The 23,797-nt window shown below is 37.2% G+C and carries 23 protein-coding genes and 1 pseudogene; 17 read left to right on the top strand and 7 right to left on the bottom strand.

Going from position 1 to position 23,797, the window contains the following annotated elements; translation table 11 throughout:
- Window positions 1–13 precede the first annotated feature (13 nt).
- A complete protein-coding gene (locus tag X953_RS02650; protein ID WP_040954250.1) occupies window positions 14–898 on the bottom strand; it encodes an NAD(P)-dependent oxidoreductase in 885 nt (294 codons plus the stop codon).
- A gap of 94 nt (window positions 899–992) precedes the next feature.
- Here X953_RS02650 and X953_RS02655 point away from each other — a divergent pair, with 94 nt between their 5' ends.
- The 3 genes from X953_RS02655 (at window position 993) to X953_RS02665 (ending at window position 2,440) form a co-directional block, all read left to right on the top strand.
- Window positions 993–1,436, top strand: a complete 444-nt coding sequence (locus tag X953_RS02655) for a GNAT family N-acetyltransferase (RefSeq protein WP_040954251.1) — start codon at window positions 993–995, stop codon at window positions 1,434–1,436.
- Between the two features lie 71 nt (window positions 1,437–1,507).
- Complete coding sequence (locus tag X953_RS02660) at window positions 1,508–2,185, top strand: TraR/DksA C4-type zinc finger protein (protein ID WP_040954252.1); 678 nt, start codon at window positions 1,508–1,510, stop codon at window positions 2,183–2,185.
- Between the two features lie 48 nt (window positions 2,186–2,233).
- Complete coding sequence (locus X953_RS02665; protein WP_040956928.1) at window positions 2,234–2,440, top strand: zinc ribbon domain-containing protein; 207 nt, start codon at window positions 2,234–2,236, stop codon at window positions 2,438–2,440.
- Between the two features lie 131 nt (window positions 2,441–2,571).
- Here X953_RS02665 and X953_RS02670 read toward each other — a convergent pair whose 3' ends face one another.
- Entirely contained in the window at window positions 2,572–3,852 is a 1,281-nt protein-coding gene (locus X953_RS02670; RefSeq protein ID WP_040954253.1) for a S1C family serine protease, read from the bottom strand.
- Window positions 3,853–4,026: 174 nt separating this feature from the next.
- Here X953_RS02670 and X953_RS02675 point away from each other — a divergent pair, with 174 nt between their 5' ends.
- The 3 genes from X953_RS02675 to typA all read left to right on the top strand — a co-directional run bounded on the left by X953_RS02675 (window position 4,027) and on the right by typA (window position 7,974).
- Window positions 4,027–4,716, top strand: a complete 690-nt coding sequence (locus tag X953_RS02675) for a response regulator transcription factor (RefSeq protein ID WP_040954254.1) — start codon at window positions 4,027–4,029, stop codon at window positions 4,714–4,716.
- Window positions 4,717–6,054, top strand: coding sequence for a cell wall metabolism sensor histidine kinase WalK (locus X953_RS02680; RefSeq protein ID WP_040954255.1), 1,338 nt, complete (start codon window positions 4,717–4,719; stop codon window positions 6,052–6,054).
- A 90-nt stretch (window positions 6,055–6,144) separates the two neighbouring features.
- Entirely contained in the window at window positions 6,145–7,974 is a 1,830-nt protein-coding gene (typA, locus tag X953_RS02685) for a translational GTPase TypA (RefSeq protein ID WP_040954256.1), read from the top strand.
- A gap of 346 nt (window positions 7,975–8,320) precedes the next feature.
- Here the strand turns inward: typA and X953_RS02690 are convergent, their stop codons facing one another.
- Window positions 8,321–9,184, bottom strand: coding sequence for a dimethylarginine dimethylaminohydrolase family protein (locus X953_RS02690; RefSeq protein WP_040954257.1), 864 nt, complete (start codon window positions 9,182–9,184; stop codon window positions 8,321–8,323).
- Between the two features lie 123 nt (window positions 9,185–9,307).
- Here X953_RS02690 and X953_RS02695 point away from each other — a divergent pair, with 123 nt between their 5' ends.
- The gene (locus X953_RS02695) at window positions 9,308–10,036 is read left to right on the top strand and encodes a YqcI/YcgG family protein (protein WP_040954258.1); all 729 of its coding nucleotides are present in this window, start codon (window positions 9,308–9,310) and stop codon (window positions 10,034–10,036) included.
- Between the two features lie 119 nt (window positions 10,037–10,155).
- On the opposite strand, the gene X953_RS02700 is transcribed toward X953_RS02695, so the two are convergent.
- The 3 genes from X953_RS02700 to X953_RS19350 all read right to left on the bottom strand — a co-directional run bounded on the left by X953_RS02700 (window position 10,156) and on the right by X953_RS19350 (window position 12,845).
- Complete coding sequence (locus tag X953_RS02700) at window positions 10,156–11,109, bottom strand: ABC transporter permease (protein ID WP_040954259.1); 954 nt, start codon at window positions 11,107–11,109, stop codon at window positions 10,156–10,158.
- Window positions 11,102–12,028, bottom strand: coding sequence for an ABC transporter ATP-binding protein (locus tag X953_RS02705; protein ID WP_040954260.1), 927 nt, complete (start codon window positions 12,026–12,028; stop codon window positions 11,102–11,104). The genes X953_RS02700 and X953_RS02705 overlap by 8 nt, the downstream gene beginning before the upstream one ends.
- A 655-nt stretch (window positions 12,029–12,683) precedes the next feature.
- Window positions 12,684–12,845 carry a YfhE family protein gene (locus X953_RS19350; RefSeq protein ID WP_198023307.1) on the bottom strand — a complete coding sequence of 54 codons (162 nt, stop codon included), beginning with the start codon at window positions 12,843–12,845 and terminating at the stop codon, window positions 12,684–12,686.
- Window positions 12,846–13,003: 158 nt separating this feature from the next.
- Here X953_RS19350 and X953_RS02710 point away from each other — a divergent pair, with 158 nt between their 5' ends.
- From X953_RS02710 to X953_RS02730, 5 genes and pseudogenes are all read left to right on the top strand, one after another.
- Entirely contained in the window at window positions 13,004–14,152 is a 1,149-nt protein-coding gene (locus X953_RS02710; protein ID WP_040954261.1) for a thiolase family protein, read from the top strand.
- A 231-nt stretch (window positions 14,153–14,383) separates the two neighbouring features.
- A pseudogene (locus tag X953_RS20165) lies at window positions 14,384–15,661 on the top strand (DUF2254 domain-containing protein).
- 16 nt (window positions 15,662–15,677) lie between these two features.
- Window positions 15,678–16,841 carry a CapA family protein gene (locus tag X953_RS02720; RefSeq protein WP_040954262.1) on the top strand — a complete coding sequence of 388 codons (1,164 nt, stop codon included), beginning with the start codon at window positions 15,678–15,680 and terminating at the stop codon, window positions 16,839–16,841.
- Between the two features lie 20 nt (window positions 16,842–16,861).
- On the top strand, window positions 16,862–17,683 hold the full coding sequence (locus tag X953_RS02725; RefSeq protein ID WP_040954263.1) for a DUF368 domain-containing protein: 822 nt from the start codon (window positions 16,862–16,864) through the stop codon (window positions 17,681–17,683).
- Between the two features lie 63 nt (window positions 17,684–17,746).
- Window positions 17,747–18,067, top strand: coding sequence for a thioredoxin family protein (locus tag X953_RS02730; RefSeq protein WP_040954264.1), 321 nt, complete (start codon window positions 17,747–17,749; stop codon window positions 18,065–18,067).
- Between the two features lie 203 nt (window positions 18,068–18,270).
- On the opposite strand, the gene X953_RS02735 is transcribed toward X953_RS02730, so the two are convergent.
- Window positions 18,271–18,903: a VOC family protein gene (locus tag X953_RS02735; protein WP_052350023.1), complete on the bottom strand. Its 633-nt coding sequence runs from the start codon at window positions 18,901–18,903 to the stop codon at window positions 18,271–18,273.
- 121 nt (window positions 18,904–19,024) lie between these two features.
- On the opposite strand from X953_RS02735, the gene X953_RS02740 reads away from it, so the two are divergent.
- The 5 genes from X953_RS02740 to X953_RS02765 all read left to right on the top strand — a co-directional run bounded on the left by X953_RS02740 (window position 19,025) and on the right by X953_RS02765 (window position 23,781).
- Window positions 19,025–19,717 carry a response regulator transcription factor gene (locus X953_RS02740; RefSeq protein WP_040954265.1) on the top strand — a complete coding sequence of 231 codons (693 nt, stop codon included), beginning with the start codon at window positions 19,025–19,027 and terminating at the stop codon, window positions 19,715–19,717.
- Window positions 19,714–21,060 (top strand): HAMP domain-containing histidine kinase, encoded by a 1,347-nt coding sequence (locus X953_RS02745; protein ID WP_040954266.1) that lies wholly within the window; start codon window positions 19,714–19,716, stop codon window positions 21,058–21,060. The genes X953_RS02740 and X953_RS02745 overlap by 4 nt, the downstream gene beginning before the upstream one ends.
- Window positions 21,061–21,152: 92 nt before the next feature.
- On the top strand, window positions 21,153–21,821 hold the full coding sequence (locus X953_RS19000) for a PepSY domain-containing protein (protein ID WP_052350024.1): 669 nt from the start codon (window positions 21,153–21,155) through the stop codon (window positions 21,819–21,821).
- Between the two features lie 227 nt (window positions 21,822–22,048).
- Complete coding sequence (locus X953_RS02760) at window positions 22,049–22,942, top strand: diacylglycerol kinase family protein (protein WP_040954267.1); 894 nt, start codon at window positions 22,049–22,051, stop codon at window positions 22,940–22,942.
- Window positions 22,943–23,298: 356 nt separating this feature from the next.
- Entirely contained in the window at window positions 23,299–23,781 is a 483-nt protein-coding gene (locus X953_RS02765; RefSeq protein ID WP_198023308.1) for a MarR family winged helix-turn-helix transcriptional regulator, read from the top strand.
- The last annotated feature ends 16 nt before the right edge of the window (window positions 23,782–23,797 follow it).

Raw genomic sequence — 23,797 nt, forward strand, 5'->3', positions numbered from 1 at the left:
TCTTATGTTAGGGTTATAAGTTCTGTATTTCAAAAAGTTTAATTAGAGCTTGGGTTCCACTATCGTTATCACCATGTCCTGCGAGCTCCTTGTACATCTCTAGGGATAAGGAAAGCCCCGGTGTATCCAGTCCAATTTCTTTTGCTGATTCCAATGCTATCGTCATATCCTTAATAAAATGTTTCACGTAGAAGCCCGGTTCAAAATCACCTTGTATCATTCTTGGTCCTAAATTGGTCAAAGACCAGCTCCCTGCTGCCCCTGTTGTAATACTTTCAAGCACACGTATAGGGTCAAGCCCTGCTCTTTTTGCATACATAATTGCTTCACAAACGCCGATCATATTTGAAGCGATGGTAATTTGGTTGGCTAGTTTTGTATGTTGTCCTGCACCAGCCGGACCTTGTAGAATAATGTTTTCGCCTAGAATTTTGAAAAGAGGTAATAGCGCTTCATATGCATCTTCCTCACCACCTATCATGATGGCAAGCGTCCCTTTCTGAGCGCCTATATCTCCTCCAGAGACCGGCGCATCAAGTGCATGGATATTTTTCGCTTTTGCTTGTTTAAAAATTTCTGTTGCCAGAGAGGGTTTGGATGTTGTCATATCAATTATATAGGATCTAGCTTTTGCGTGTTCGAGAATCCCACTTTCGCCAAAGTAGACCTCCTCCACATCAGAAGGATATCCAACCATTGTTATAATAATATCGCTTTCTGCTGCTAGATCTTTGATGGATTCCTTCCAAACTGCTCCCTGATTAATTAGGTCATCTGCCTTCTCTTTTGTTCGTGTATAGATATTTATGAAATAACCCGCCCGTTGCAAATTTAATGCCATACTTTTCCCCATAACTCCCGTGCCGATAAAACCGATCTTTTTTTCTGTTAAAGTCATTTTATCCTCCCCTTTTTAGACAACTTATACTATTATTTCTACAAAAGGGTTCTTAATCCTTTTATCACATAATAAAAAGTAATGGAGGGATACGATGGAATGGTGTTTGAAAGGGTTTAGTGACTTAACGAATGAAGATTTATATGCTTTGATGAAAGCGCGAGTAGATATATTTGTAGTAGAGCAGGAGTGTGTGTACCCGGAATTGGATGATTATGATCAGCAGTCCATGCATTATTTTCTGAAAATAAATGACCAAATTGCAGCTTATGTAAGAATCCTCCCTGCGAATACTAAGTACAAGGAAGTTTCCATAGGGAGAGTACTTGTAGTGAAAAAATTTAGAGGTAATGGTTATGCAACACAAATAATACAAAAAGCAATAGACTATATTAATAAAGAATGGAAGGAGAGAAAGATAAAGATTCAGGCTCAAGCTCATCTGAGAAATTTTTATGGTCAGCTCGGTTTTAAGAAAATATCCGAAGTATATTTGGATGATAACATTCCACACATTGACATGATTTGGGAGGGGTAAAATCGAATTGCTCAAAGCTTTTTTGCACATAGTATAAGTACATATTTAATTTAAATTGGAGGATGATCTCAATGATCACCAACGAACAATTAGTTCAATGCAAAAAGGCTTTAGTAGATAGACAAAATGAACTTATAAACCAAGTGCAGGACCATTTTGAGAAAACGTTGGAGCTGACAAAGGAATCGGTGGGTGAGCTTTCAAATTATGATAACCATCCAGCAGACATGGGTACCGAATTATATGAGAGAGAGAAGGATACAGCACTTAATGAACATGCCGAAACAGAATTAGAGGAAATTAATGCTGCCCTACATGCGATTGAAGATGCGACATACGGGATTTGTGCAACATGCGGTGCAGATATTCCGTTTGAACGTTTGCAGGCAGTCCCTACGGCGGATAAATGTATTGAACATGCAAGCAATAATATTTTTGAATCACCCAGAACAGTTGAAGAAGAAGTATTCAGCCCAAATATTAATCCAAATGAGGTTACTAATGAAGAGCAAGTAGGCTATGACGCTGAGGATAGCTGGCAGGAAGTAAGTCAATATGGTACATCAGAAACACCTTCCGATTTCTATGGCAACCAAGATGATTATGATGATATGTATCCGAATAACGAAGAAAATACCGGTGCTGTAGAAGACTTAGAGAACTTTCTCTCTTCAGACATTGATGGCAAATTTACAGGAGTAACGCCTAACCATAATAAATATGAAGATGAGTATGAAAGTGAATATTAGTTGAAACCTGGCTTAATTCTAAACGTATTACGTAATGAGGTGAGCGATATGAACCAAAATAAAGGATGTATTAAATGTGGAAGCACAGACGCCGATACGAAAGATGTATCTATGGCTGGAACAGGTTTATCAAAAATGTTTGATGTGCAGCATAATCAATTTACTGTAGTGTTTTGCAAGAACTGTGGCTATTCGGAGTTCTATAACAAACGCAGTTCAACAGGAAGTAATATTTTTGATTTATTCTTTGGTTAAAGAAGTTAGATGGATATATTTCATATGGTTTTTCTATTTTTGCTGATTATTTTAAAGAAAAGCTGAGACAGTAAAGTTATTTGCTGTCTCAGCTTTTTGAATGTAGTTCTTTTGCTTTTTGTGCTTAGATTTTATTCTTTCGCAGTAAGTGTTACTTCCGTCTTTTCCAACTTTCCATCTCGATAGAACTTCACTTGAACTTCTTCACCTATGGAAGCATCTGAATAGAGAAATTTACGTAATTCAAGAAGTGAAGTAATTTTATTATCATTAATTTCGGTTATAACATCAAACTGTTGTAGGCCTGCTTTAGCTGCTGGTGAATCTTTCTGGACATTTGCTACAACCATGCCACCTTCCACATCTTCTGGTAGCTTAATTTCATTTCTGTATTGAGGTGGCACTTGATTTAGGGAGGCGGTGCTTATCCCTATTAATGGACGTTCAATTTCACCGTTTTCTTCCAATTGCTCCATGACTGGGAGGGCTGAGTCTATAGGAATGGCAAACCCGATTCCTTCCACGGCGTTCTGGGCGATCTTCATAGAATTAATTCCAATCACCTGTCCCTTTGCATTCACAAGTGCGCCGCCACTATTACCTGGATTAATTGCAGCGTCTGTCTGAATAACTTCTGTTACCCAGTCCGGCTGCTTATCACCATTTGTGTCCATACTGACAGATCGATCTAACCCACTAATAATTCCTTTAGTAAGTGTATTTGCGAATTCCATACCAAGAGGATTACCAATTGCCAATACGGTCTCACCAACTTTTAAATTCTTGGAGGTACCAAGATCGGCTACCGTAGTGACTTTATCTCCATCAACTTGCAATATGGCTAAATCGGTTAAAGAATCCGAACCTAAAACTTTGGCATTTAATCTTTCATCATCATTTAAAATAATATCTACTTGTTCAGCACCCTCTACAACATGATGATTTGTTACAACATATGCCTTCCCATCTTCCTTCTTATAGACGATGCCTGATCCAGTCCCGGCTTCCTGACTTTCTGACCAAACGCTTTGTTGCTGCAGGTTAGCAACACCAACGACTGCTTTAGACGTTTCATCGATGTTAGAAGCCACCTCTGCCTGGTCTGACGCCATTGTTTTGACAACGTTGGCATTGTTGGATGTACCACTGTCAGAAGAAGTATTTTCATCTGCCTTACTAGCTAAAGGGAGGATGTTTGAGAATAGCAGTACTGCAATTAAAGCTACAGCAATTAATCCGCCTGCTAATCCGCCAAGAAAGAAATGCAAGCCTGTTCTTGAGCCTGACTTGACTTCTTTTTTCGGCTTATCCGTTGAAAACTCTTTCTCTTTATTATGTTCATGCACTTCTGTGGTTGATTCTGAAGAGGATTCTTTATTTTCATCTGAGAAATTATTGTTATTGTAATCCATCTATATTCACCCTTTTTCTAAGAATTTATATCTTTATCTTACCTGTTCCGTTTGGAAATTATTTGGCTGAATTGTGGAATAAATATGTAAATATAAATTGGTGTTCAGTGGCATCCGCTTTTTAACTTATGTAAAATGAAGTTAACTAAACATGTGGAAAAAGGTGACAAAGTTATGGGAAATCGTATTGGTGTTGTAGAAGATGATGTAAATATTCAAAATATCGTATCCGCCTATTTAAAAAAAGAAGGGTATGATGTAATCATTTCCGATTCTGCAGAAGCTGCGTGGGAAATATGGGAGACAAATCCACCAGATATGTGGATATTAGACATTATGTTACCTGGTATGGATGGGTATGAATTTTGTAAAAAAATAAGGAATGAAAGTGAAGTCCCAATTATTATTATTTCTGCTAAGGATGAAGAAATTGATAAAATTTTAGGATTGGAGTTGGGTGGGGACGATTATTTAACTAAGCCATTCAGCCCAAGAGAATTGGTAGCAAGAGTAAAAAGGCTGTTTAAACGATCATTTTTAAAAAACGACAAGGAAGAGCCTGCACAGGAAAAGGTAAAGATTGATCAATTATTAATAAATAAAGAGGAACGAAGGATCTTTTATAAAGGCGAGGAATATGAAGTGACTACAAAAGAATTTGATATGCTTCTATTACTAGTGGAAAATGTAAACCGTGCCTTTTCCCGTGAGGAGTTATTGATAAAAATATGGGGCGAAGATTATTTTGGAAGTGATCGGGCTGTGGACGATTTGGTAAAAAGGCTTAGAAAAAAGCTGCCTGACCTACCTTTGGAAACAGTGTGGGGATTTGGCTACCGACTAAGGTATGGAGAGGAAACATAAATGAAACTTCAATATCAACTCAACGCTGCGTTCACAGCATTATTACTCGTTATCATGGCGGTGACAGGTTATTTTATTTACTCGCTTATTCTCGATATTTTAATTCAGGACGAACAAAGACAGTTAAAACAAAAAGGCGAAATACTAATTGAGGTTCTAAATGAAGAAAATTATGGGGATAGAGAGAGTCTTGAGAAGTTCAGTCGATTCTTGGAGGATCAAGATCTTCAGCTTTTTCTTTATGATCGAAAAAATGATGCTGTTTTTTACTCCACCATGCCAAATAGCGTGGCACAGGGTTTTTTCCAAAATAATAATTTTGCTGATAATAAGGAAGCATTATGGGAATTTGAAAATAATAAATATGTAACCTCAAGGATTGTAGTTTACCCACCAAATAGTGGGTTGGAACTTATTCTATTGACACCAATGAATGATTTGCAGGCTGTACAGCAAAACTTTGTTTTCCGACTCTTTATCGTATTTATGATCGGTAGTATTGCTGCCGTGCTTCTTAGCTATTTCTTAACTAAAAAGCTGGTTACACCTTTGACAAAGCTAAAAGTACAGTTGAAGAAAGTAGAAAAACGAAAATTTGATGATCTTGAAAGAGTAAAGGCAAGCGGTGAAATTAAGGAAGTGGAAGAAAGTGTCTTTGAAATGGCTGAAGAGCTGCAAAATTATATGAAATCACAACAAACCTTTTTTCAAAATGCGAGTCATGAATTGAAAACACCTCTTATGACGATCCAAGGTTATGCGGAAGGAATTAAGGATGAAATTTTTGATGAAAAGGACAAAGAAAAAGGCCTTGAAATAATGGTTACAGAAGTAAAAAGACTGAAACTGATTATAAATGAGATGATTCTATTGGCAAAGCTGGATAGCGAACCGGATGTTTACCAACCTGAGAAAATTGCCGGAGTGAGATTCTTGGAACAAATTGTAGATCGTGCTTTACCTTTGGTCAATGAAAAAGGTATTCACTTTATGCATCAAGCGGAAAATAATTGTGATTTCATTGCAGACGAAGAAAAATTACTTCGCGCTATATTAAATTTAATTGTAAATGGTATTCGTCATGCTAAAACTAAGATCTCGCTTCAGATATATAAGCGGCATGGGATTACTTATATAACTGTAGAAGATGATGGGGAAGGGATCTCAGAGGAAATGATGCCACATATTTTTCATCGTTTTGTAAAAGGTAAGAATGGAGAAACTGGCTTGGGTCTTGCTATATCACGGGCAATTATAGAACGGTCTGGTGGTAGGATAACAGTTGATAAATCTACCCTTGGAGGAGCGAAGTTTATTATCGCGTTTCAAGGGAATTAGATAAGTAACGACAAAATACTTTTAATTTATAAAAATTGTGGTATAATTTTATAGTTACACATCCCGTTATACAAGAGGAGCGTACTTTTTATGCAATTAAGAGAAGATATTCGTAATATCGCTATTATCGCGCACGTAGACCATGGTAAAACAACACTTGTGGATCAATTGTTGAAATACTCTGGGACATTTCGTGAGAACGAACAAGTAAATGAACGAGCAATGGACTCGGGTGATATTGAAAGAGAACGTGGAATTACAATTTTGGCTAAAAATACAGCTATAAAATATAAAGATACAGCAATTAATATATTAGATACACCAGGCCATGCTGACTTTGGTGGTGAAGTGGAACGGATCATGAAAATGGTTGATGGTGTGGCATTAGTTGTTGATGCTTATGAAGGCACGATGCCGCAAACACGTTTCGTACTAAAGAAGGCATTGGAACAGAAATTAACCCCAATGGTAGTTTTAAATAAAATTGACCGACCAAATGCTCGGCCAAATGAAGTAATAGACGAGGTTTTAGATTTATTTATTGAGCTTGGTGCAGATGATGAGCAGTTGGAGTTCCCTGTCGTTTATGCTTCTGCTTTAAATGGTACTTCCGGATTTGAACCAGATGAACAGGAAGAGACGATGGATCCGGTATTTACTACAATTATGGAACACATCCCTGCACCTGTAGATAATCAGGAAGAACCTTTGCAATTCCAAATTACATTATTGGATTACAACGATTATTTAGGCCGAATTGGTGTAGGACGGGTATTCCGAGGAAAGATTAGTGTTGGACAACAAGTAGTTGTAATGAAAGAGGATGGCACCCAGAAATCTTTCCGTATAAGCAAGTTATTCGGCTTTATTGGCTTGAAACGAATTGAGATTCAAGAAGCAAAGGCTGGAGATATTGTAGCCATTGCAGGTATGGATGATATTAATATCGGAGAGACCATTTGTCCGCAAAATCATCCGGAAGCTTTACCATGGCTACGGATTGATGAGCCGACATTACAAATGACTTTTGTTGTGAATAACAGTCCTTTTGCTGGACGTGAAGGTAAATATATCACATCACGTAAAATAGAAGAACGTTTATTAAAACAATTGGAGACAGATGTAAGTCTTCGTGTAGAACCAACTGAATCACCGGATGCGTGGATCGTGTCAGGGCGTGGTGAGCTTCACCTGTCTATTCTGATTGAAAACATGAGAAGAGAAGGATACGAGCTTCAATTATCCAAGCCACAAGTAATCATTAAAGAAATTGATGGTGTGAAATGCGAACCGGTTGAGCGTGTGCAGGTTGATGTTCCTGAAGATTATACTGGTCCAATTATGGAGTCTCTTGGAGCCCGTAAAGGCGAAATGCTCGATATGGTTAACCAAGGTAATGGGCAAGTCCGTCTTGAATTTAAAGTTCCTTCACGTGGGCTGATCGGTTATTCTACCGAGTTTATGTCACAGACTCGCGGATATGGAATTATTAACCATTCATTTGAAGCATATGAGCCTTTAATCAAAGGTCAGGTTGGCGGCCGACGCCAAGGTGTTCTAGTAGGATTGGAAAATGGAAAAGCATCAACATATGGTATTATGCAGTTGGAAGATCGTGGAGTAATCTTCGTTGAACCAGGTACTGAAATTTACGCTGGGATGATTGTTGGAGAGCATAACCGTGAAAATGATTTGACGGTTAATATTACGAAAGAAAAACATTTAACTAACGTTCGTTCATCAACAAAGGACCAAACATCTACAATTAAGAAGACGCGTTCCATGTCTTTAGAAGAAGCGATTGAATACCTAAATGATGATGAATACTGTGAAGTAACACCAGAATCAGTCCGTTTACGGAAAAAAATCCTTAATAAGAGTGAAAGAGAAAAGGCTTCTAAAAAATCAAAAACAAGCTAATATGGGGCTTTTATATTTAGCCGGTAGCACATGAGATGTGCTACCGGCTTTTTCTATTCTGAGGCGGATAATTTCGTTCTTCTGCCGATTAATCTATTCTGCTATTTTATTATCTAATTATGAAGACTCCTTGCAAAGCCCGGATAAAATTAGGTTAAGCCCCTATGACTCCTTCTTTAAGATACAACCCTTTTTCAATATACTGAATCTCGCCACAGGCCGGATGAATTTCGCTTTTTTAAGCCAGAAGAATAAAGAAGTAAAATTGATATTGTTAGTCAAAAATGAAGAAAGAATTAGCCGTTATGTTGGCTAATCCTTTTTATGCAGACATAATGATATCAAATTATCCTCTCTTAAGTGGAAGGGTACAACATCGAAATGATCCCCCTGATTTGATTATTTCAGAAAACTCAACCTCGATAACGTGAAAGCCAGCTTGTTTCATTTTTCGGTTTAAACGTTTATTTTCAGGCAGGCTAATAATTTTATTCTGCCCAATTGAAAGCACATTTGGTCCCATATTAAATTGTTCTTTAGTCGTGGCCTCAATAATAGTATATTTGTTTTTTATTAAATTATATGATTCCTCATCAATTGCAGGGGAGTAAACTATGGCATAATCCTCATCCAGGATCGTGAATACACAGTCGAGATGTAAAATATCCTCTCTTACGTTTATCATGTGAATGGTATAATCGGGAAGCAAATTTTTTAATTGGTTTATAGCTTTTTCAGCTGTTCTTCCGCTTTTTCCTACCCAAATTGTATTTCCATCCACAAGTACATCGCCACCTTCAATGGAGGTATCTCTCATTTTTGTATAAGAAATGTTCTTTTGTTCTAACGAATCTGTAAGTACGGAAGTCTCAGGCTTCCTCATTTCCTCTTTCATGTTAGAGACAAAAAACGTATCTCCAATAACAAAGCCGATGTCACGAGTGAAAACCTGCTCATTTAAATTTTCCTTAGGTTCCAGTGTGATTACCTCACAATTATTTTCCTTGAGAGATTCCACAAAGCTGGCATGCTGTTCCATGGCTTTTGTCTTATCTATATTATTCTGTAAATAGTGTTCTTGCGTTTTATTTATGGCATGCTTAATTTCCATATACGCTGGAGGTGCAACGATGACACTATTTAATTGGTCATACTCTGTATTACAATTTAATTTCTGTGGTGTAATCTTCTTATCAATTAGGTTCTTCATATTCCATCCTCCATTATGTTATCTAACTAACATTTCCCTATCATACGAAATCAAAACGTTTCGGGGTTGTTTGGTTTCATCACAAAATGGGAAATAGAACATCAAGATATGGAGGTTATGTGCATGACAAAAACAGCAAATTATCTATTAACAAAAGAAGATTTTAATATAGAGAATAACATACCTGGTTGGCTGCTGAAGGAATATAATAATTTTGAAAAAGTCGTTACAAATCCTACTTTTCCATGTTATTTCGGTATGTCTGGACAAAAACGTGGGGAGCTTAGGTATGGATATATCACACATGATGATTGGTCAGCATTACCTAAAGCACTCGAAGCGTTTAATCGCTTGTTTGATAATCAGAAAAGATTAATTCGTCATGGCTTTTTTCTTTTCGTGGAACCTGAGAAAGAAGAAAAAAGTGTAGAATATTATAGGGACTATTTTTGGAATGTATTGCAGTATCTACATACTCATGATGAGCATGAATGGCCAGCAGACTATCCAAAAGATCCGGACCACCCTCTTTGGGCATTTAGTTTTGCGGGAGAGCCTTATTTTGCCTTTGGTAATGCTCCTGCCTATAAGCAACGTAAAACCCGTGACCTTGGTAATAGCTTAGTTATTGGCTTTCAACCAAGGAGAATTTTTGAAAAGCTGGAAGGTACTTCAAAAGGTGGAGCAATGTCGAGGGAAAAGGTGAGAGAAAGAGTTGAAAAGTGGGATGGCCTACCGAAGCATCCGAATATTAGCCATTATGGGGATCCGGAACATAGGGAGTGGAAGCAATATTTTATAGGAGACGATATTGAACCTATTAAAGGAAAATGCCCATTTCAACATAAATAACTTTTTTGTTACCACCCGATAAAGTGAAAAATTATGTTATAACAGAAAGAGAGACTCGCATATCGCAGTCTCTCTTTAAGTTTATCGTAGATTTTTTTAATTTTTTCGAGGTTCAAAGGCTAACTTCCAGCTACATCTCTTTTCGTAAAGAATACCCATGACAGAAGGAGAAAAATAACATAATAAATTAGTAATATGGTAATGGAAAAACCAAGTGTCATTCCTTCTATCCATGGCGTATTCTGGTTGGCATATTGACTTAAATCTGTGTTGGCAAAGAGGATGTACTTAGCCCATTCGCGTTCTGCGAAAAACAATACAATCTGATTTCCCGCCATCATTAAGAAGATAGCTGTACCTATAGCTAACGCGCTATTTTTAAAAATGGTCGAGATCATGAATGCAAATGTTGCCATCATAAATAGGTTAATAAGTTTATAGCCATAACCGGACGCTATTTCACCCAATACAGGGACATAGGCAAATCCATTGTCTTTCTCTAATACGATGTGTGGATTTATTCCATTAACGCCAAAGAAGATGGCTCCAATAATCCATGAGAAAAGTAAGACAAATAACAATGTAATTAAAGCAAATAACAAAACAGAAATATATTTGGAGAGTAAGATTTTAGTACGAGAAATAGGCCGAATTAAAAGAAGTTTTATTGTTCCCCAACGATACTCATTTGCTACAATGCCGGCTGCAACAATGATTGTAAGCAGACTAACTAATGAAAGCAGCAACTGATTTTCCATAACAAATTGAAGTGCTCCATACCCCTCAGGCTGAATGTCATTTTCAAGATAATAATTGTTCTTGGCAATGAGAGTTGTGTTCATGCCTTCCATATATTCTTCTTTTTCCATCTCGCTTTGTAATTCTTTATTTTCCTGTTGCAGTACTTCTCGCCAATTATCTTGGTCGTATTTGTCCCCAGTCTCTTCAAAGCTCACCGTTAGTGCGGCCAAACCGATAATGATACCAACCAAGATAATATACATGACCCATGTTGATTTCTGTATGTATGTTTTAATTAATTCGTTGTTTATCAGCTTGAACAAATTACTCAATAGTATTCTCTCCAATCAAATCAAAGAATTTATCTTCTAGCTTTGTTTTCGACACATTTACTTGATAAACTAATATATCTTGTTCTACCAAGCCTTTTATAATGGACGGTATCTCTTTTCTGTCTGTTTCGAAAGAGATGATTTTACCCTTGGCTTCTGGTTTAAGTTCGTAATTATCTCTAAGAAGGTTTGCTGCTTTTTCAGTTGGTTCTGCTTCCAGGTTTACTTCGATTAATTTTACTTGCTCTCCTGCTGCAGGCTCATTCACTTCCTGGATTGCTACGAGCTGCCCATTTTTTATAACGCCTATTTTGTCACACATCAGCTCAATCTCTGATAGCAAATGACTTGAAATAATCACAGCTACATTTTCTTTCTCTGCCAGATTTCTAATGTATTGCCGAATTTCTCTAATTCCAGCCGGATCCAGTCCGTTTGTAGGCTCGTCCAAAATGAGTACAGATGGACTATGCAAAAGAGCCTGAGCAATACCTAATCTTTGGCGCATACCTAAAGAGTATTTTTTTACTTTTTCTTTAATCGGTTTTTCCAGTCCCACGAGTGTGATAACTTCCTTGATTCGTTCTGTGGTTATACCTGGAATCATACGAGCATAGTGCATTAAGTTTTGCCATCCGGTCATAAAAGGGTACATTTCCGGATTTTCAACAATGGCGCCTACTTCTCTGATCGCTTCTTTGAAATTATTTTTGATGCTATTTCCAAGTATATGTATATCGCCATCTGTGGGTTTCATTAATCCAACCATCATACGTATTGTTGTCGTTTTACCAGCTCCGTTAGGGCCGATTAATCCAAATACTTCTCCTTTATTAATGGTAAAAGAAAGATCTTTAATAATATGTTTCTTTCGGATCTTTTTTTCAAAATTAATTAATTCCATCGCTTTTTCTGGCATATAGTAAACCTCCTGTATTCTGATTATTACTTTCTACGATATGAAAGTGGAAAAAGTTTCAAAGGATTATATTCGAATTTAGAATTAAAGATTCTACTGCAAATGTTTGGGTACAAACGTATTTTGTTCATTCATAGTTGGAGTAAACTGCGACGTAACTAAAAATATAGAGACTGCGTAAATCACCGCTACGGGGAAATATTCCGCTTTCCGCGGGCGGCTGATGAACCTCCTTACGCTAGGCATTCCGGGGTCTCACTGATGCCTCATCTCCCCCAGGAGTCTCCGTATTTTTCCTTCGCTACTATTTACTATTATACCTAGGGAGAAAAATAGCGTATGCATACACCCAGAATGTGCTGTGTACCAATTGATTGGAATGGAAGATGACGACTCCTGCCGGAATAGCATGAGCTGAAGACCCTGGACGGAGGGTAGCGGAGGAAGCGGCTGAGGCCATGCCGGCGGAAAGCGTCCGCCTGAAACGCAAATCAATGGGTGCTTCCTCTCTATAATTAATTACTCCATTCTCACAAGTTACGTCGCAGTTTATCTATTTTCCGACTCATTGAATAACCCCCAACATATATTTTAGAACAGAATTAAAAAAAGCTTATGAAACAATGATTTTGTTTCATAAGCTACCTTCAAAACGTTATTTGATTAAATCAGGATTTTCTTTTTTCGCCTGTTTTACACGAGGCTTTCTGTAACCGCCAGCCATATCAGCTTGCTTAAACTCTTTTGCGTAGTGAACCTCCTGTGCATCGGAAAGTTGTTTATTTTTTGTTGGCTGATATTGTGTATTTTTCATCATTAACTACCCTTTCTTTGTAAATATTATTATCCTATATGTTTCTTTTCCCTTCTGCATTAAAATAAAACATCCTTCAATCAAGTCTTTCGCTAATTTGCTATCAAGGGTATAATTTAGATAATTGAGAATTAAACGTCAAATATTTGTGAGGTGGGGAAATGAGAGAAGTTGTTATTGTAGAGAGTTGCCGGACAGCAGTAGGAAAAAGAAAGGGATCATTTGCCGACTACCGATCAGACGAGCTTGCTGCTATCGTTCTGGAGGAGCTGGTAAATCGCGCGGGAGTCAGCAAGGATCTGGTGGAAGATGTTATTCTTGGTTGCGTGACTCAAACTAATGAGCAGGGAGGCAATATCGCTCGTACTGCAGCCTTAATTGCTGGATTCCCTGTTCACGTTCCCGGGGTAACCATTGATCGACAATGTGGTTCGAGTCAGCAGGCAGTTCACTTTGGAGCACAAGCAATTGCGTCAGGAGACATGGATATTGTAATCACTGGGGGAGTTGAAAGTATGTCGAGATCCCCTATGTTTTCCAATATGGGAAAAGTTAAACCGAGTGAAAGGCTTACGGATAAATATGAAATTGTTAACCAAGGTATTTCAGCGGAAAGAATAGCGGAACAATGGTATTTATCGAGAGAAGATCTAGATCAATTTGCTTTACGTAGTCATAAACATGCTTTACATGCAATAGAGAGTGGATACTATAAAAAAGAAATTGTTCCTGTTGTGATACAAACAGAAGAAGGAGAGTCCATTGTAGAGCAGGATGAGGGGCCAAGAAAGGGAACTACATTAGAAGCTTTAGCTGGTTTAAATCCTGTATTTAAAGAAGATGGAAAAATTACTGCCGGAAATGCAAGTCAGATGAGTGATGGTGCCAGTGCCGTATTGCTAATGTCTAAGGAAAAAGCAGTCCAATTAGGCTTACAGCCAAAAGCTAGAATTGTTACCCGTACGGTAGTAGGCTCTGATCCAACGTTAATGCTAACTGGCCCCATTGCGGCAACAAAAAGAGCATTGGATAAAGCAGGTCTTGCTATACAAGAAATCGATCGATATGAAGTAAATGAGGCATTTGCTCCAGTCCCGCTTGCTTGGCTCAAGGATATGGATGCAGATATTTCTAGACTTAACGTTAACGGTGGCGCAATTTCACTTGGTCATCCACTTGGCGCAACTGGCACAAAGCTACTCGTCTCTTTATTACATGAATTGGAACGGATAAATGGAAGATACGGACTTCTTGCCATTTGTGAAGGAATGGGGATGGCAAATGCGACGATTATTGAAAGAATAAAGTAAGAGAGAAAAGACATCATACAGATACAGGAACTGATAAAAACTTATGTAGCTTAATAAATAAAAAATATCCACACTAAAGCTACTTTGGTACTGGTGTAACAATCTATTAACTCTTATTCAAAAAAGCCTTCCACGGCTTTTTTTGCGTTGTTTTAATGCTTTTAGGGTACATATAGATAAAATTAAATAAATATAAAAGGAGAAATAAGCATGTACCAGAAAAAGTTTTGGATGAAAGTGAGAGGAAGTTATTGGTTTGTTCCGCTATTATATGGTATTACCTCTATTCTCCTTGTGATAGTAAGTACGTTTGCTGATAAGTGGTTCATAGGCAGCTTCAAAGAGAGCCTCCCCTCCATATTGTTAACAAACTCCAGCATTGCAAAGGAATTGTATGGTTCGCTAGTTACTGCCATTTTAACAATGACTACGATCAGCTTTTCAGTAATAATGGTTGTTTTAACTACATACTCCACACAGTTTTCGCCTAGAACGCTTCAGGATTTTATGCGTAGTAAAATGACACATCATGTACTTGGTGTGTACTGTTTTGGCTTTATATTTGCCCTATTAAATTTAGTATTGGTTGGAAAGGGAAATACTTTTTTAGGACCAATTTTTATGGTATCTATTGCAATTGCCTCGCTGGCATTTTTTATTTATTTCATTCATCATTCTGCAAGGGGGCTACAAGTTAATAACTTGGTGGGGAAATTAAGAAAAGATGCTACCAGAGTAATTCGTGATGCGTTTAAGGAAAGCAATTTCACGGAAAATGAAAAGTGGGATGACGAGGAAATTGCTAAGATAAAACACACCAATATGGAGACGATTTATGCAAAGAACCCCGGGTATGTACAACATGTAGAATGGGCTGAACTTATAAAATGGGCAATAAAAAAAGATTGTGTGATAGAGGTTCAGGTAAATACCGGTGATTTTCTTCCAGAAGGATATCCTATTATGCATGTATATTAAGTTGATAAGGAGATTAATAAAAAAGAAATCAATCATTTGCTTGTTGTTGGCCAAGAAAGAACAGATATCCAGGATGCTGAATTTATGCTGCAAAAACTCGTTGAAATTTCGTTAAAAGCTATTTCTCCGGCATTGAACGATCCACACACCGCAATTAATTGTATCAATCGTATCGGAACTGCACTGGCGGATATTGGTAGAAGATATAAAGAAGTCTATTATATTTCTGATAAAGAAGGGTTCTTACGCATTATGCATACACCTAAAAAATTTGAGGATTATCTTTATAAAAGTTTCTACCAAATCATGCATTATGGTAAAGGCGATGTGTCTATACTTTATAGTCTAATTGAAGTATTATATAATTTGGCATTAGTTAGTGATCCAAACATAAAACAAAAGATTTGGGATTTTCATTATTACATTATCGATGGAATAGACTGGAATTGCCTGCATGAATTGGATCGTAACCATTTGGGTCAGATATATGATAAATTTAAAGCATGTTGTAACATGGATAAAACGACGTAAAATAGTGAGGCATGAGATGTCTATTTATAAAACAATATATTTCCCTGCGGTATTCCTGCTGATCTTATTTTTAGCAGGATGCCAAGGAAGCAACCTAGATGTTCAGGGAGAAAACCATAAAAGAAAAGATACCAATCTTGTAGAAAAAGAGAAGATGAACAAACAAATTACGTTGTCTGCTGTTGGAGATATCTTGATTCATGATAGGGTATATGATGATGCAAGAGTAAAAGATACATTTAATTTTACGCCTATGTTAGATCTTGTGGACAGTTATTTAAAAGCTTCGTCTGTTACATTTGCAAATCAAGAAACAATGATTGGTGGAGAAGAGATTGGCTTATCAGGTTATCCCAGATTCAATAGTCCATACGAAATTGGGGATGCATTAAAGAAAGCTGGTGTGGATGTTGTTTCGCTTGCAAATAACCATACGCTTGATCATGGCGAAGAAGCAATTCATAACGCCATTAACTACTGGAAAGAACTAGATATAATGTATACGGGAGCTTATAAAAACAAAGCAGACCAAGAAAAACTACGAATCTTTAAGACGGATGAGGATATTACCTTGGCTTTTCTGGCATATACCTATGGTACAAATGGAATAACAGAACCGAAAAACAAAGATTATTTAGTCAACCAAATAGATAAGAAACAAATAGCAGGCGAGCTCACGAAAGCGGAAAAACAAGCGGATGTTGTGGTGCTGAGCCTTCATTTTGGAGATGAATATGAAAGATTACCTAATGAGAAGCAAAGGAATTTGGCCCAATTTGCTGCCGATCAAGGTGCAGACATTATTCTCGGCCATCACCCCCATGTTTTACAACCTGTGGAGTGGGTGAATGGTAAAGATGGAAACAAGTCCTTTGTTATTTATTCCTTAGGAAACTTTTTATCTGGGCAGGACGAATTTTACCGTAGAATTGGTGGGGTACTAACATTGACTCTTACAAAAGTAGAAAATAAAGGTGAACATGCTGAAGTGGAAATTAGTAACCCACAATTTTTACCTACATTTGTAACGTTTACTAATGAATCAGACTACAAGGTAGTTCCGATGTATCTACTTAAGGAAGCGGACTTGCCTAATGCGAAAAAGCATTATAACGAGATTAAGGATCATATGAGACTGTGGATGGAGGAGCTTCACTTTCCAGAGCAGGGAGCATACTAGTTAAATCAGGGGGAAATATAATGGAATGGAAAAATATTTATCGTGGCATGTTAATGGGAGCAAGTGATGTAATTCCAGGAGTTAGTGGAGGCACGATAGCAGTATTACTGGGAATTTATGACAGATTGATTGCTGCAGTTAATGGAGTGTTAAGTAAAGACTGGAAAAAACAGTTAGGGTTTTTAGTTCCTTTGGCAATTGGGGTTGGAACTGCGATTTTGCTTTTAAGTAAGTTAATCGAATGGTTATTTGAACACTTCCCGGGGCCCACCCAATTTTTCTTCTTGGGGTTAATTATAGGAGTGCTACCTTATTTGTTTCATAAGGCAGACGCGAAGCACTCCTTTAAGATGAATCATGTGATTTTACTTGTAATTGGCGCTATTTTAGTAGGCTCTATGGTGTTTTTAAATGCTGGTGAGGTTGGAGTCATGACTAAATTACAGCCTTCAGATTATATTTTACTTTTCTTTTCCGGATTTGTTGCAAGTAGTGCGATGATTCTCCCTGGCATCAGTGGATCGTTTATGCTATTGATTCTTGGTGTTTATCCAACGGTAATTGGCGCTGTAAGCAATATGCATATAGATATTATTGCTGTTACAGGTGTAGGGATTTTGGTGGGTATTGTTGTGATGAGCAAAATTATAAACTATTTCCTAACTAATTACAGAACAGGAACGTTTGCGTTAATTATCGGTCTAGTGATCGGTTCCATTGTCGTTGTATTTCCTGGTTGGCCATCAACAACTAATCTGCTTTTATTAAGTATTGTTGCTTTCGGTGCGGGGCTGTTTGCAGCCTACATTCTTGGTAAGGTTGAGTATAAGGATGAAGCATAGAAAAAGACAAACTCTGTGAATATGGTTAAAATGAAAGTATTAGATAAGTAAGGAGTGTAAAGAATGGAGCATATAAAAACAGAAGAACAATTTAACGAAATTATACAGAGTGAAGAACCTGTAATCATTAAGTTCTTTGCAGATTGGTGTCCCGATTGTAAGCGGATGGACATGTTTATTGGTGAAGTAATGGAAGAATTTCAAAACTATAAATGGTATCAGATTAACAGTGATGAAGTGGAAGGAATTGCTCAAGAGTATGAAGTAATGGGAATTCCGAGTATCTTAATTTTCCAAAATGGCGAAAAGATAGCACATCAACATAGTGCATATACAAAATCACCTGAATCTGTAACGGAATTTTTGCATCAGCAATTAGGTTAATAAAAGCAATAGCGGCCCCCACTCCTTAAAGGAGGAGCCGCTATTTTTATATCCACAGAATAAACTTAGGGTGGACAAGATAATTCGCAAAATACATAAAACTGCGGTGGGTACTTTCGTTCTCCAGCTGATAAATCTCTCCCGCAGCGGATTACCACACCCTGCAGCAAATGACTTATAAGATAAGTTGTGAAGTTCTCATTCTAGTCCTGCAAGGAGAAGTCGAGTTTATTATTTGAGGTAAGCGTAAGTTTCCCATTCTGTAATTGTATGCTATTACCCTCTAGAGATAAGTCAGTGATCTTCTCAAACTTCTCCAAGTTAATAAAGCCATCATGAATTTCCTGTATGGTAGTTTTATTAATGATTTCGCGGTCATTCGGTATATTTTTATTTCTTCCCCATTCAATTATAAAAGGAAATCCGCTCTCTGATTCTGGAAACAACATGCGCCACTGCAAATTGGTGCCATCCGGCTTCTCGCGTTCGCCAGCAACAGGCCCGTTGAAGGAATAGTTCAACTTAGTTAACCTCTCAATAAGTAGATCCATCTGTTCGGTACGGAGAGCATATTGAATTGGCCCTTCTCTGTTTTCCCCAAAAGCAGCAACAAGTTGTTTTATTAAAGGATTGTCTGATTGATCTGCAATCTCCTCATTGAAGATACCCAGCCATTCTATATAGCAATCGTTTCGGAAATACGCTAGGTAGTTATAGGTTCCCCAGTTCTCGTGCTTTCCACCCTTAACGATCTTGCAATTATAAGTTTCCCCAAATAATTGAGCCGATTGAGCAGGATCCTTCGCAGCAATGACAATATGATCAATTTCAAGCATATCCTTCCAACTCCCTTTCATTTTCCTCTATTATAGTAATAAGAAAAAAGAAACGCTAATACCTTTTGTATTAAATTTGATATAGTACAATTAAGAAGACATAAATAAGCAGGTGGATAAAATGGGGAAGCCAATGATTTTAATTGTTGAAGATGAACGCAAATTAAGCAGAGTTCTTGAGGTAGAGTTATCCTATGAGAATTATATTACAGAAATTGCAGATAACGGGAAAGACGCACTTCAAAGAATGGAAGAACAAGAATGGGATCTGGTCTTACTGGATATTATGCTTCCGGAATTAAGTGGACTTGAGGTATTAAGAAGGGTTAGAAGAACAGACGACTGTACCCCGATTATTTTACTAACTGCACGTGACGAGGTGCATGATAAAGTGAGTGGCTTGGACCTCGGAGCAAACGATTATATTACCAAGCCTTTTCAAATTGAAGAGCTACTTGCCAGAATACGTGCAAATCTTCGTAAGCCATCGAATGAAAAAATGAAGAATGAGGGTCTATTTATAGGCGATTTAAAAATAGATATTGAAGCACATGAAGTAACAATGAAGGAAAAAAACATAGATCTAACACCGAGAGAGTTCGATTTACTTGTTTGCTTAGTGAAAAATAAAAATATTGTTCTTACTAGAGAGCAGCTTATTGAGCAAGTATGGGGGTTCGATTATTTTGGAGATACAAACGTGGTTGATGTCTATATTCGTTATTTGAGGCAAAAAATAGATAAAGGACACGAGAGTACATACATACAAACAATACGCGGTGTGGGTTATAGTATAAAGGATACGATAGCATGAAGCTTCGATTAAAGATTCAGCTGTTTTCGAGTCTTTTTATGCTTCTTTTGATCCTTCTAGTTAATACATCTATTTATTTATTATTCAATACAGTTACAGCAGAGAAGGAATTAAATCAGTTGGTTGAACATACCAATACCATTGCTGAAGCACTAAATAATAGTAATGGAGAAGTTACCGATGATTTTTATAGAGCGTTTTTGCCTGCCCACGGAACGATTCGCCTTGTTAAGAAGAATGATAAAGTAATTGGCGAGCATACAAAGGATGAAGAGTATGCAAATTTCGAACCAATGCATACCATCAAAGAGAAACATCAAATTGTTTCACAAAAGAATGGTTTAAAAACTGCGATTGTGTCCAAGCCTATTATTTGGAAAAACGGAGATATTATTACCCTTCAAGTTTCTAATCGGTTGGTTTCTCTTCATGAGACTATGCAAGTGCTATTCTATGTATTAGTTATTGCTTCCTTGCTCATCCTTCTTCCAACGATTTTTGCGGGGAATGTTCTTGGCAGATTTTTATTAAACCCGATTAAGGATCTTATTGAGACAATGAAAGAAAATATGCGGGAAGAAGAGTGGAAAAAAATTGATACTCAAAATAGAAGCAAAGATGAACTGTATGAAATGGAGCAAACATTTAATGATATGATTAACCACTTAAAAGAGAATTTTGACAAACAAGAAGTCTTTGTCTCTGATGCCTCCCATGAATTGAAAACACCAATTTCTATTGTGAAAAGTTATGCACAATTACTGGATCGTCGGGGCAAGAATAATCCTGAGTTATGGAAAGAATCTATTGACGCAATTGATTCAGAGGTCGACCGTATGCAGCGTCTTGTGGAGCAAATGTTATTATTGGCTAAAAACAAGAGTGAGGTTAATTATGAGCAAGTTGAACTGGCTGCTTTGACTTCTTCGGTTATCCAGACCTTCCTGGGGGCATATGACCGTGACATCCAATTTTCAAAGGAAGGCGATGTATTACCGGTATTTGGAAACGTTGATCAACTGAAGCAGGTTATTTATATTTTGATTGATAATGCTATAAAATATAGTGAAAGTACGATTCATGTTAAGGTATGTGAAAAAGCTGAACACATCCTTCTTCAAGTGCAGGATTTTGGACAGGGAATTTCAGAGAAAGATCAGAAACGGGTCTTTGACCGTTTTTATAGAATTGATAAAGCCCGAAGCAGAGAAACAGGAGGAACAGGTCTCGGTTTGCCAATAGCAAAGGCAATTATAACTGCACATAGAGGGAAATTAACCGTAGAGAGCGATTTAGGTAAAGGTACTGTTTTTACTATACAGCTACCGAAGAGCGATGATTAAAAATGAGCACTCTCATCGTTTTCTAATCTATTTCACATAAGACTTTCATTTCAGTTGGATATAATGGTGGTAACAATAAGGAGGAGATTGAAATGAAAAGTAAATTAGCTGTCGTTGCTGGTGCACTTACTGGTGCAGCTTTTCTCGGTTTAGGAATTTATCATTCGGATGCCTCGCAAGCGGAACCGAAACTTTCAACGGATGTTATTAAAACAATGGTCTCAGATCAATATCCAGGTACCATTACAGATATAGAGCTAGAAAAAAACTTCGATAAAACCTTTTATGAGGTGGAAGTGGAGAATGAAGACAGGGAATATGACCTGAAGCTTGATGCTAATACTGGTGAAGTGTTGAAAATCAGAGAGAAGGACACATCAAATAAAGTAAGTGTAACTGAAAAGAAAGCAGAAGACTCAACGAAGGCTACTGAAGATAATGAGGAACAAAAAAACAAGAAAGAGAAACAGAATACGCAAGAAGATAAGCAAGTTCGTAATAGTGAAGAACAGAAAAAAGATGATAAGCAGCCTGCGAAAAAAGATAAAAGTAACCAGTCCAATGGTCTAATCGGTATGGAAAAGGCTGAAAAAATAGCGTTGGATGCATTTGCAGGAACTATTGTTAGCATGGAGTTAGATGAAGACGATGATCGCATGATTTATGAGATCGAAATTGAAAACGGTGAAGACGAAGCTGATGTGGATATTGATGCTTATACTGGTGAAGTTCTTGGCCTATCAATAGATCGCGATAACTAAATAAATAAGCAAAAAGTTGTTGAGTTAAAATACTTTTTGTTAATACAAATCCGAACTGATTCAATTAATAATGAATTTTAGTTCGGATTTTTTATGGCTGCAAATATAGTTCGTTATTTTACTTAACTATTTAGTAGGCGAGGTAAGAGACCAGGTTGTTTAGGTGTTTTCAAATGGAATTGCTGGGGAATAGTAGGATAGGAGGAATCTAATTGAGGTGACAAAAAATGATTACATATAATAAAGCGCTATTCTTGTATAATGGAAACGCCGGAAAAAAAGATATAGAGCGAAAATTATCCTTAACTGTACCTGTGCTAAGCCAGACGATTAAAGAATTAACTATTCTACAGACAGAAACCTTGGACGAAGCAAGGAAGACGTGTATAGAATATGCTGAGAAAATTGACCTGCTAATCATTTTAGGCGGAGACGGCACCATCCATACCTGTATTAATAGTATTGCCCCGTTAGACACTAGACCAATTATTGCAATACTTCCAGGGGGGACTTCCAATGATTTTTGCAGAACACTGGGAATACCCCAAAACTTAAAAGCAGCAGCTAATGCTATAGTTAATGGAAGCGTTATCGATATTGATATTGGAAAAGCGAATGATAATTATTTCCTGAATTTTTGGGGAATAGGTCTTGTTGCAGAGACTTCCCAGAACGTAGATGAAACACAAAAGAAGAACTTTGGTGTGCTCAGTTACTTTTTGAGTACTGTAAAAACATTCAGTCAAGCTGAGTCATTTCCCTATACAATAACTACGAACGATGGAGAACTTGAAGGAGAAGCTGTATTAATTTTTGTGTTAAACGGTAACTTTATTGGAACACAAGAAATACCTATAGATACTTTATCTCCAATGGATGGTAAGATGAGTGTCTTAATTATTGAAAACTCTAATTTCGCATCTTTTCGTGAATTGTTAGCGATGAATAACCCACGTATGGAAGCAGAGAATTTCCAAGAGCTTACCCACTTTACTGTAAACGAACTGAAGATTAAAACGAATGAACCAAAGAAAATAGATATGGACGGAGAATTATATGCATCTACCCCTGCTTATATTAAAGTACTTTCAGGGCATATCCGAATGATTGGAAATTTATAATATTATTAAATAACGCTTTTTCTCAACAATTGTGTGAATGGTAATATACAAATAGGATAGTGAAATACATTGCTTTCGATGAGCATGACTGGAACGTGTTAATTAATCGAACGTAAGTTACCATAACAAATAAAGTATTGAGTGGTAGCTAGGCGGTATTATTGTAAAAAATATCTAAGCTACTAAGTTAAACACCTAATCCTCAATCGAGCTAACACCTTTTGAAACAGAGGTTGCTTTTACCGTGGAAAAAGCTTTCAAGAAGCGTACAGGAATTTCTTCCAAGCCTCTATTCCAATCTTCCTTTATGGGTGCTATAGTTAGGTGAAGAAATATTATTAATTCTGGGGATTTTTATGAATGGAAAGAAGGTTATAACGTTGAAACCAGAAAGCGCGTTGGAAGAAAAAAAGGAGGATCTATCCTTAAGGTTATTTGTGGTTCTATCCAAGGCCTATCAAGCAATAATGGAACAAATAGAGCAGGATATCCAATCCAAAGGGCTCAATCTTACTGATTTTGCTGTATTGGAATTACTATACCATCGAGGAGAGCAGCCTCTACAAAAAATTGGGCAGAAAATCCTGCTAACAAGTGGAAGCATTACCTATGTGATTAATAAATTAGAGAAAAAGGAATATCTATATAGACAGCCTTGTCCGAATGATAGGCGTGTTACTTATGCAGTTATTGCGGAAAAAGGAAAAAGCCTACTTGATCGAATTTTTCCTGATCATTGGAGCAAAATTGATGAATTAATGAGTACTTTAAACGACGAAGAAAAAGCAACAGCAATAGATCTTTTGAAAAGGTTGGGTACCTCCATCCGAAAATTATAATCCTGTTGTGACTTTT

This window comes from Virgibacillus sp. SK37, from assembly GCF_000725285.1.
Classification (GTDB): Bacteria; Bacillota; Bacilli; order Bacillales; family Amphibacillaceae; genus Virgibacillus_Q.

What these genes read in the sequence shown, in the direction of transcription:
- X953_RS02760 (WP_040954267.1), top strand. Translation starts at nt 22,049, where the DNA reads ATGATTACATATAATAAAGCGCTATTCTTGTATAATGGAAACGCCGGA.
- typA (WP_040954256.1), top strand. Translation starts at nt 6,145, where the DNA reads ATGCAATTAAGAGAAGATATTCGTAATATCGCTATTATCGCGCACGTA.
- X953_RS02670 (WP_040954253.1), bottom strand. Translation starts at nt 3,852, where the DNA reads ATGGATTACAATAACAATAATTTCTCAGATGAAAATAAAGAATCCTCT.
- X953_RS02765 (WP_198023308.1), top strand. Translation starts at nt 23,299, where the DNA reads ATGAATGGAAAGAAGGTTATAACGTTGAAACCAGAAAGCGCGTTGGAA.
- X953_RS19350 (WP_198023307.1), bottom strand. Translation starts at nt 12,845, where the DNA reads ATGATGAAAAATACACAATATCAGCCAACAAAAAATAAACAACTTTCC.
- X953_RS02660 (WP_040954252.1), top strand. Translation starts at nt 1,508, where the DNA reads ATGATCACCAACGAACAATTAGTTCAATGCAAAAAGGCTTTAGTAGAT.
- X953_RS02730 (WP_040954264.1), top strand. Translation starts at nt 17,747, where the DNA reads ATGGAGCATATAAAAACAGAAGAACAATTTAACGAAATTATACAGAGT.
- X953_RS02705 (WP_040954260.1), bottom strand. Translation starts at nt 12,028, where the DNA reads ATGCCAGAAAAAGCGATGGAATTAATTAATTTTGAAAAAAAGATCCGA.
- X953_RS02675 (WP_040954254.1), top strand. Translation starts at nt 4,027, where the DNA reads ATGGGAAATCGTATTGGTGTTGTAGAAGATGATGTAAATATTCAAAAT.
- X953_RS02655 (WP_040954251.1), top strand. Translation starts at nt 993, where the DNA reads ATGGAATGGTGTTTGAAAGGGTTTAGTGACTTAACGAATGAAGATTTA.
- X953_RS02680 (WP_040954255.1), top strand. Translation starts at nt 4,717, where the DNA reads ATGAAACTTCAATATCAACTCAACGCTGCGTTCACAGCATTATTACTC.
- X953_RS02735 (WP_052350023.1), bottom strand. Translation starts at nt 18,903, where the DNA reads ATGCTTGAAATTGATCATATTGTCATTGCTGCGAAGGATCCTGCTCAA.
- X953_RS02695 (WP_040954258.1), top strand. Translation starts at nt 9,308, where the DNA reads ATGACAAAAACAGCAAATTATCTATTAACAAAAGAAGATTTTAATATA.
- X953_RS02650 (WP_040954250.1), bottom strand. Translation starts at nt 898, where the DNA reads ATGACTTTAACAGAAAAAAAGATCGGTTTTATCGGCACGGGAGTTATG.
- X953_RS02725 (WP_040954263.1), top strand. Translation starts at nt 16,862, where the DNA reads ATGGAATGGAAAAATATTTATCGTGGCATGTTAATGGGAGCAAGTGAT.
- X953_RS02665 (WP_040956928.1), top strand. Translation starts at nt 2,234, where the DNA reads ATGAACCAAAATAAAGGATGTATTAAATGTGGAAGCACAGACGCCGAT.
- X953_RS02720 (WP_040954262.1), top strand. Translation starts at nt 15,678, where the DNA reads ATGTCTATTTATAAAACAATATATTTCCCTGCGGTATTCCTGCTGATC.
- X953_RS02740 (WP_040954265.1), top strand. Translation starts at nt 19,025, where the DNA reads ATGGGGAAGCCAATGATTTTAATTGTTGAAGATGAACGCAAATTAAGC.
- X953_RS19000 (WP_052350024.1), top strand. Translation starts at nt 21,153, where the DNA reads ATGAAAAGTAAATTAGCTGTCGTTGCTGGTGCACTTACTGGTGCAGCT.
- X953_RS02710 (WP_040954261.1), top strand. Translation starts at nt 13,004, where the DNA reads ATGAGAGAAGTTGTTATTGTAGAGAGTTGCCGGACAGCAGTAGGAAAA.
- X953_RS02690 (WP_040954257.1), bottom strand. Translation starts at nt 9,184, where the DNA reads ATGAAGAACCTAATTGATAAGAAGATTACACCACAGAAATTAAATTGT.
- X953_RS02745 (WP_040954266.1), top strand. Translation starts at nt 19,714, where the DNA reads ATGAAGCTTCGATTAAAGATTCAGCTGTTTTCGAGTCTTTTTATGCTT.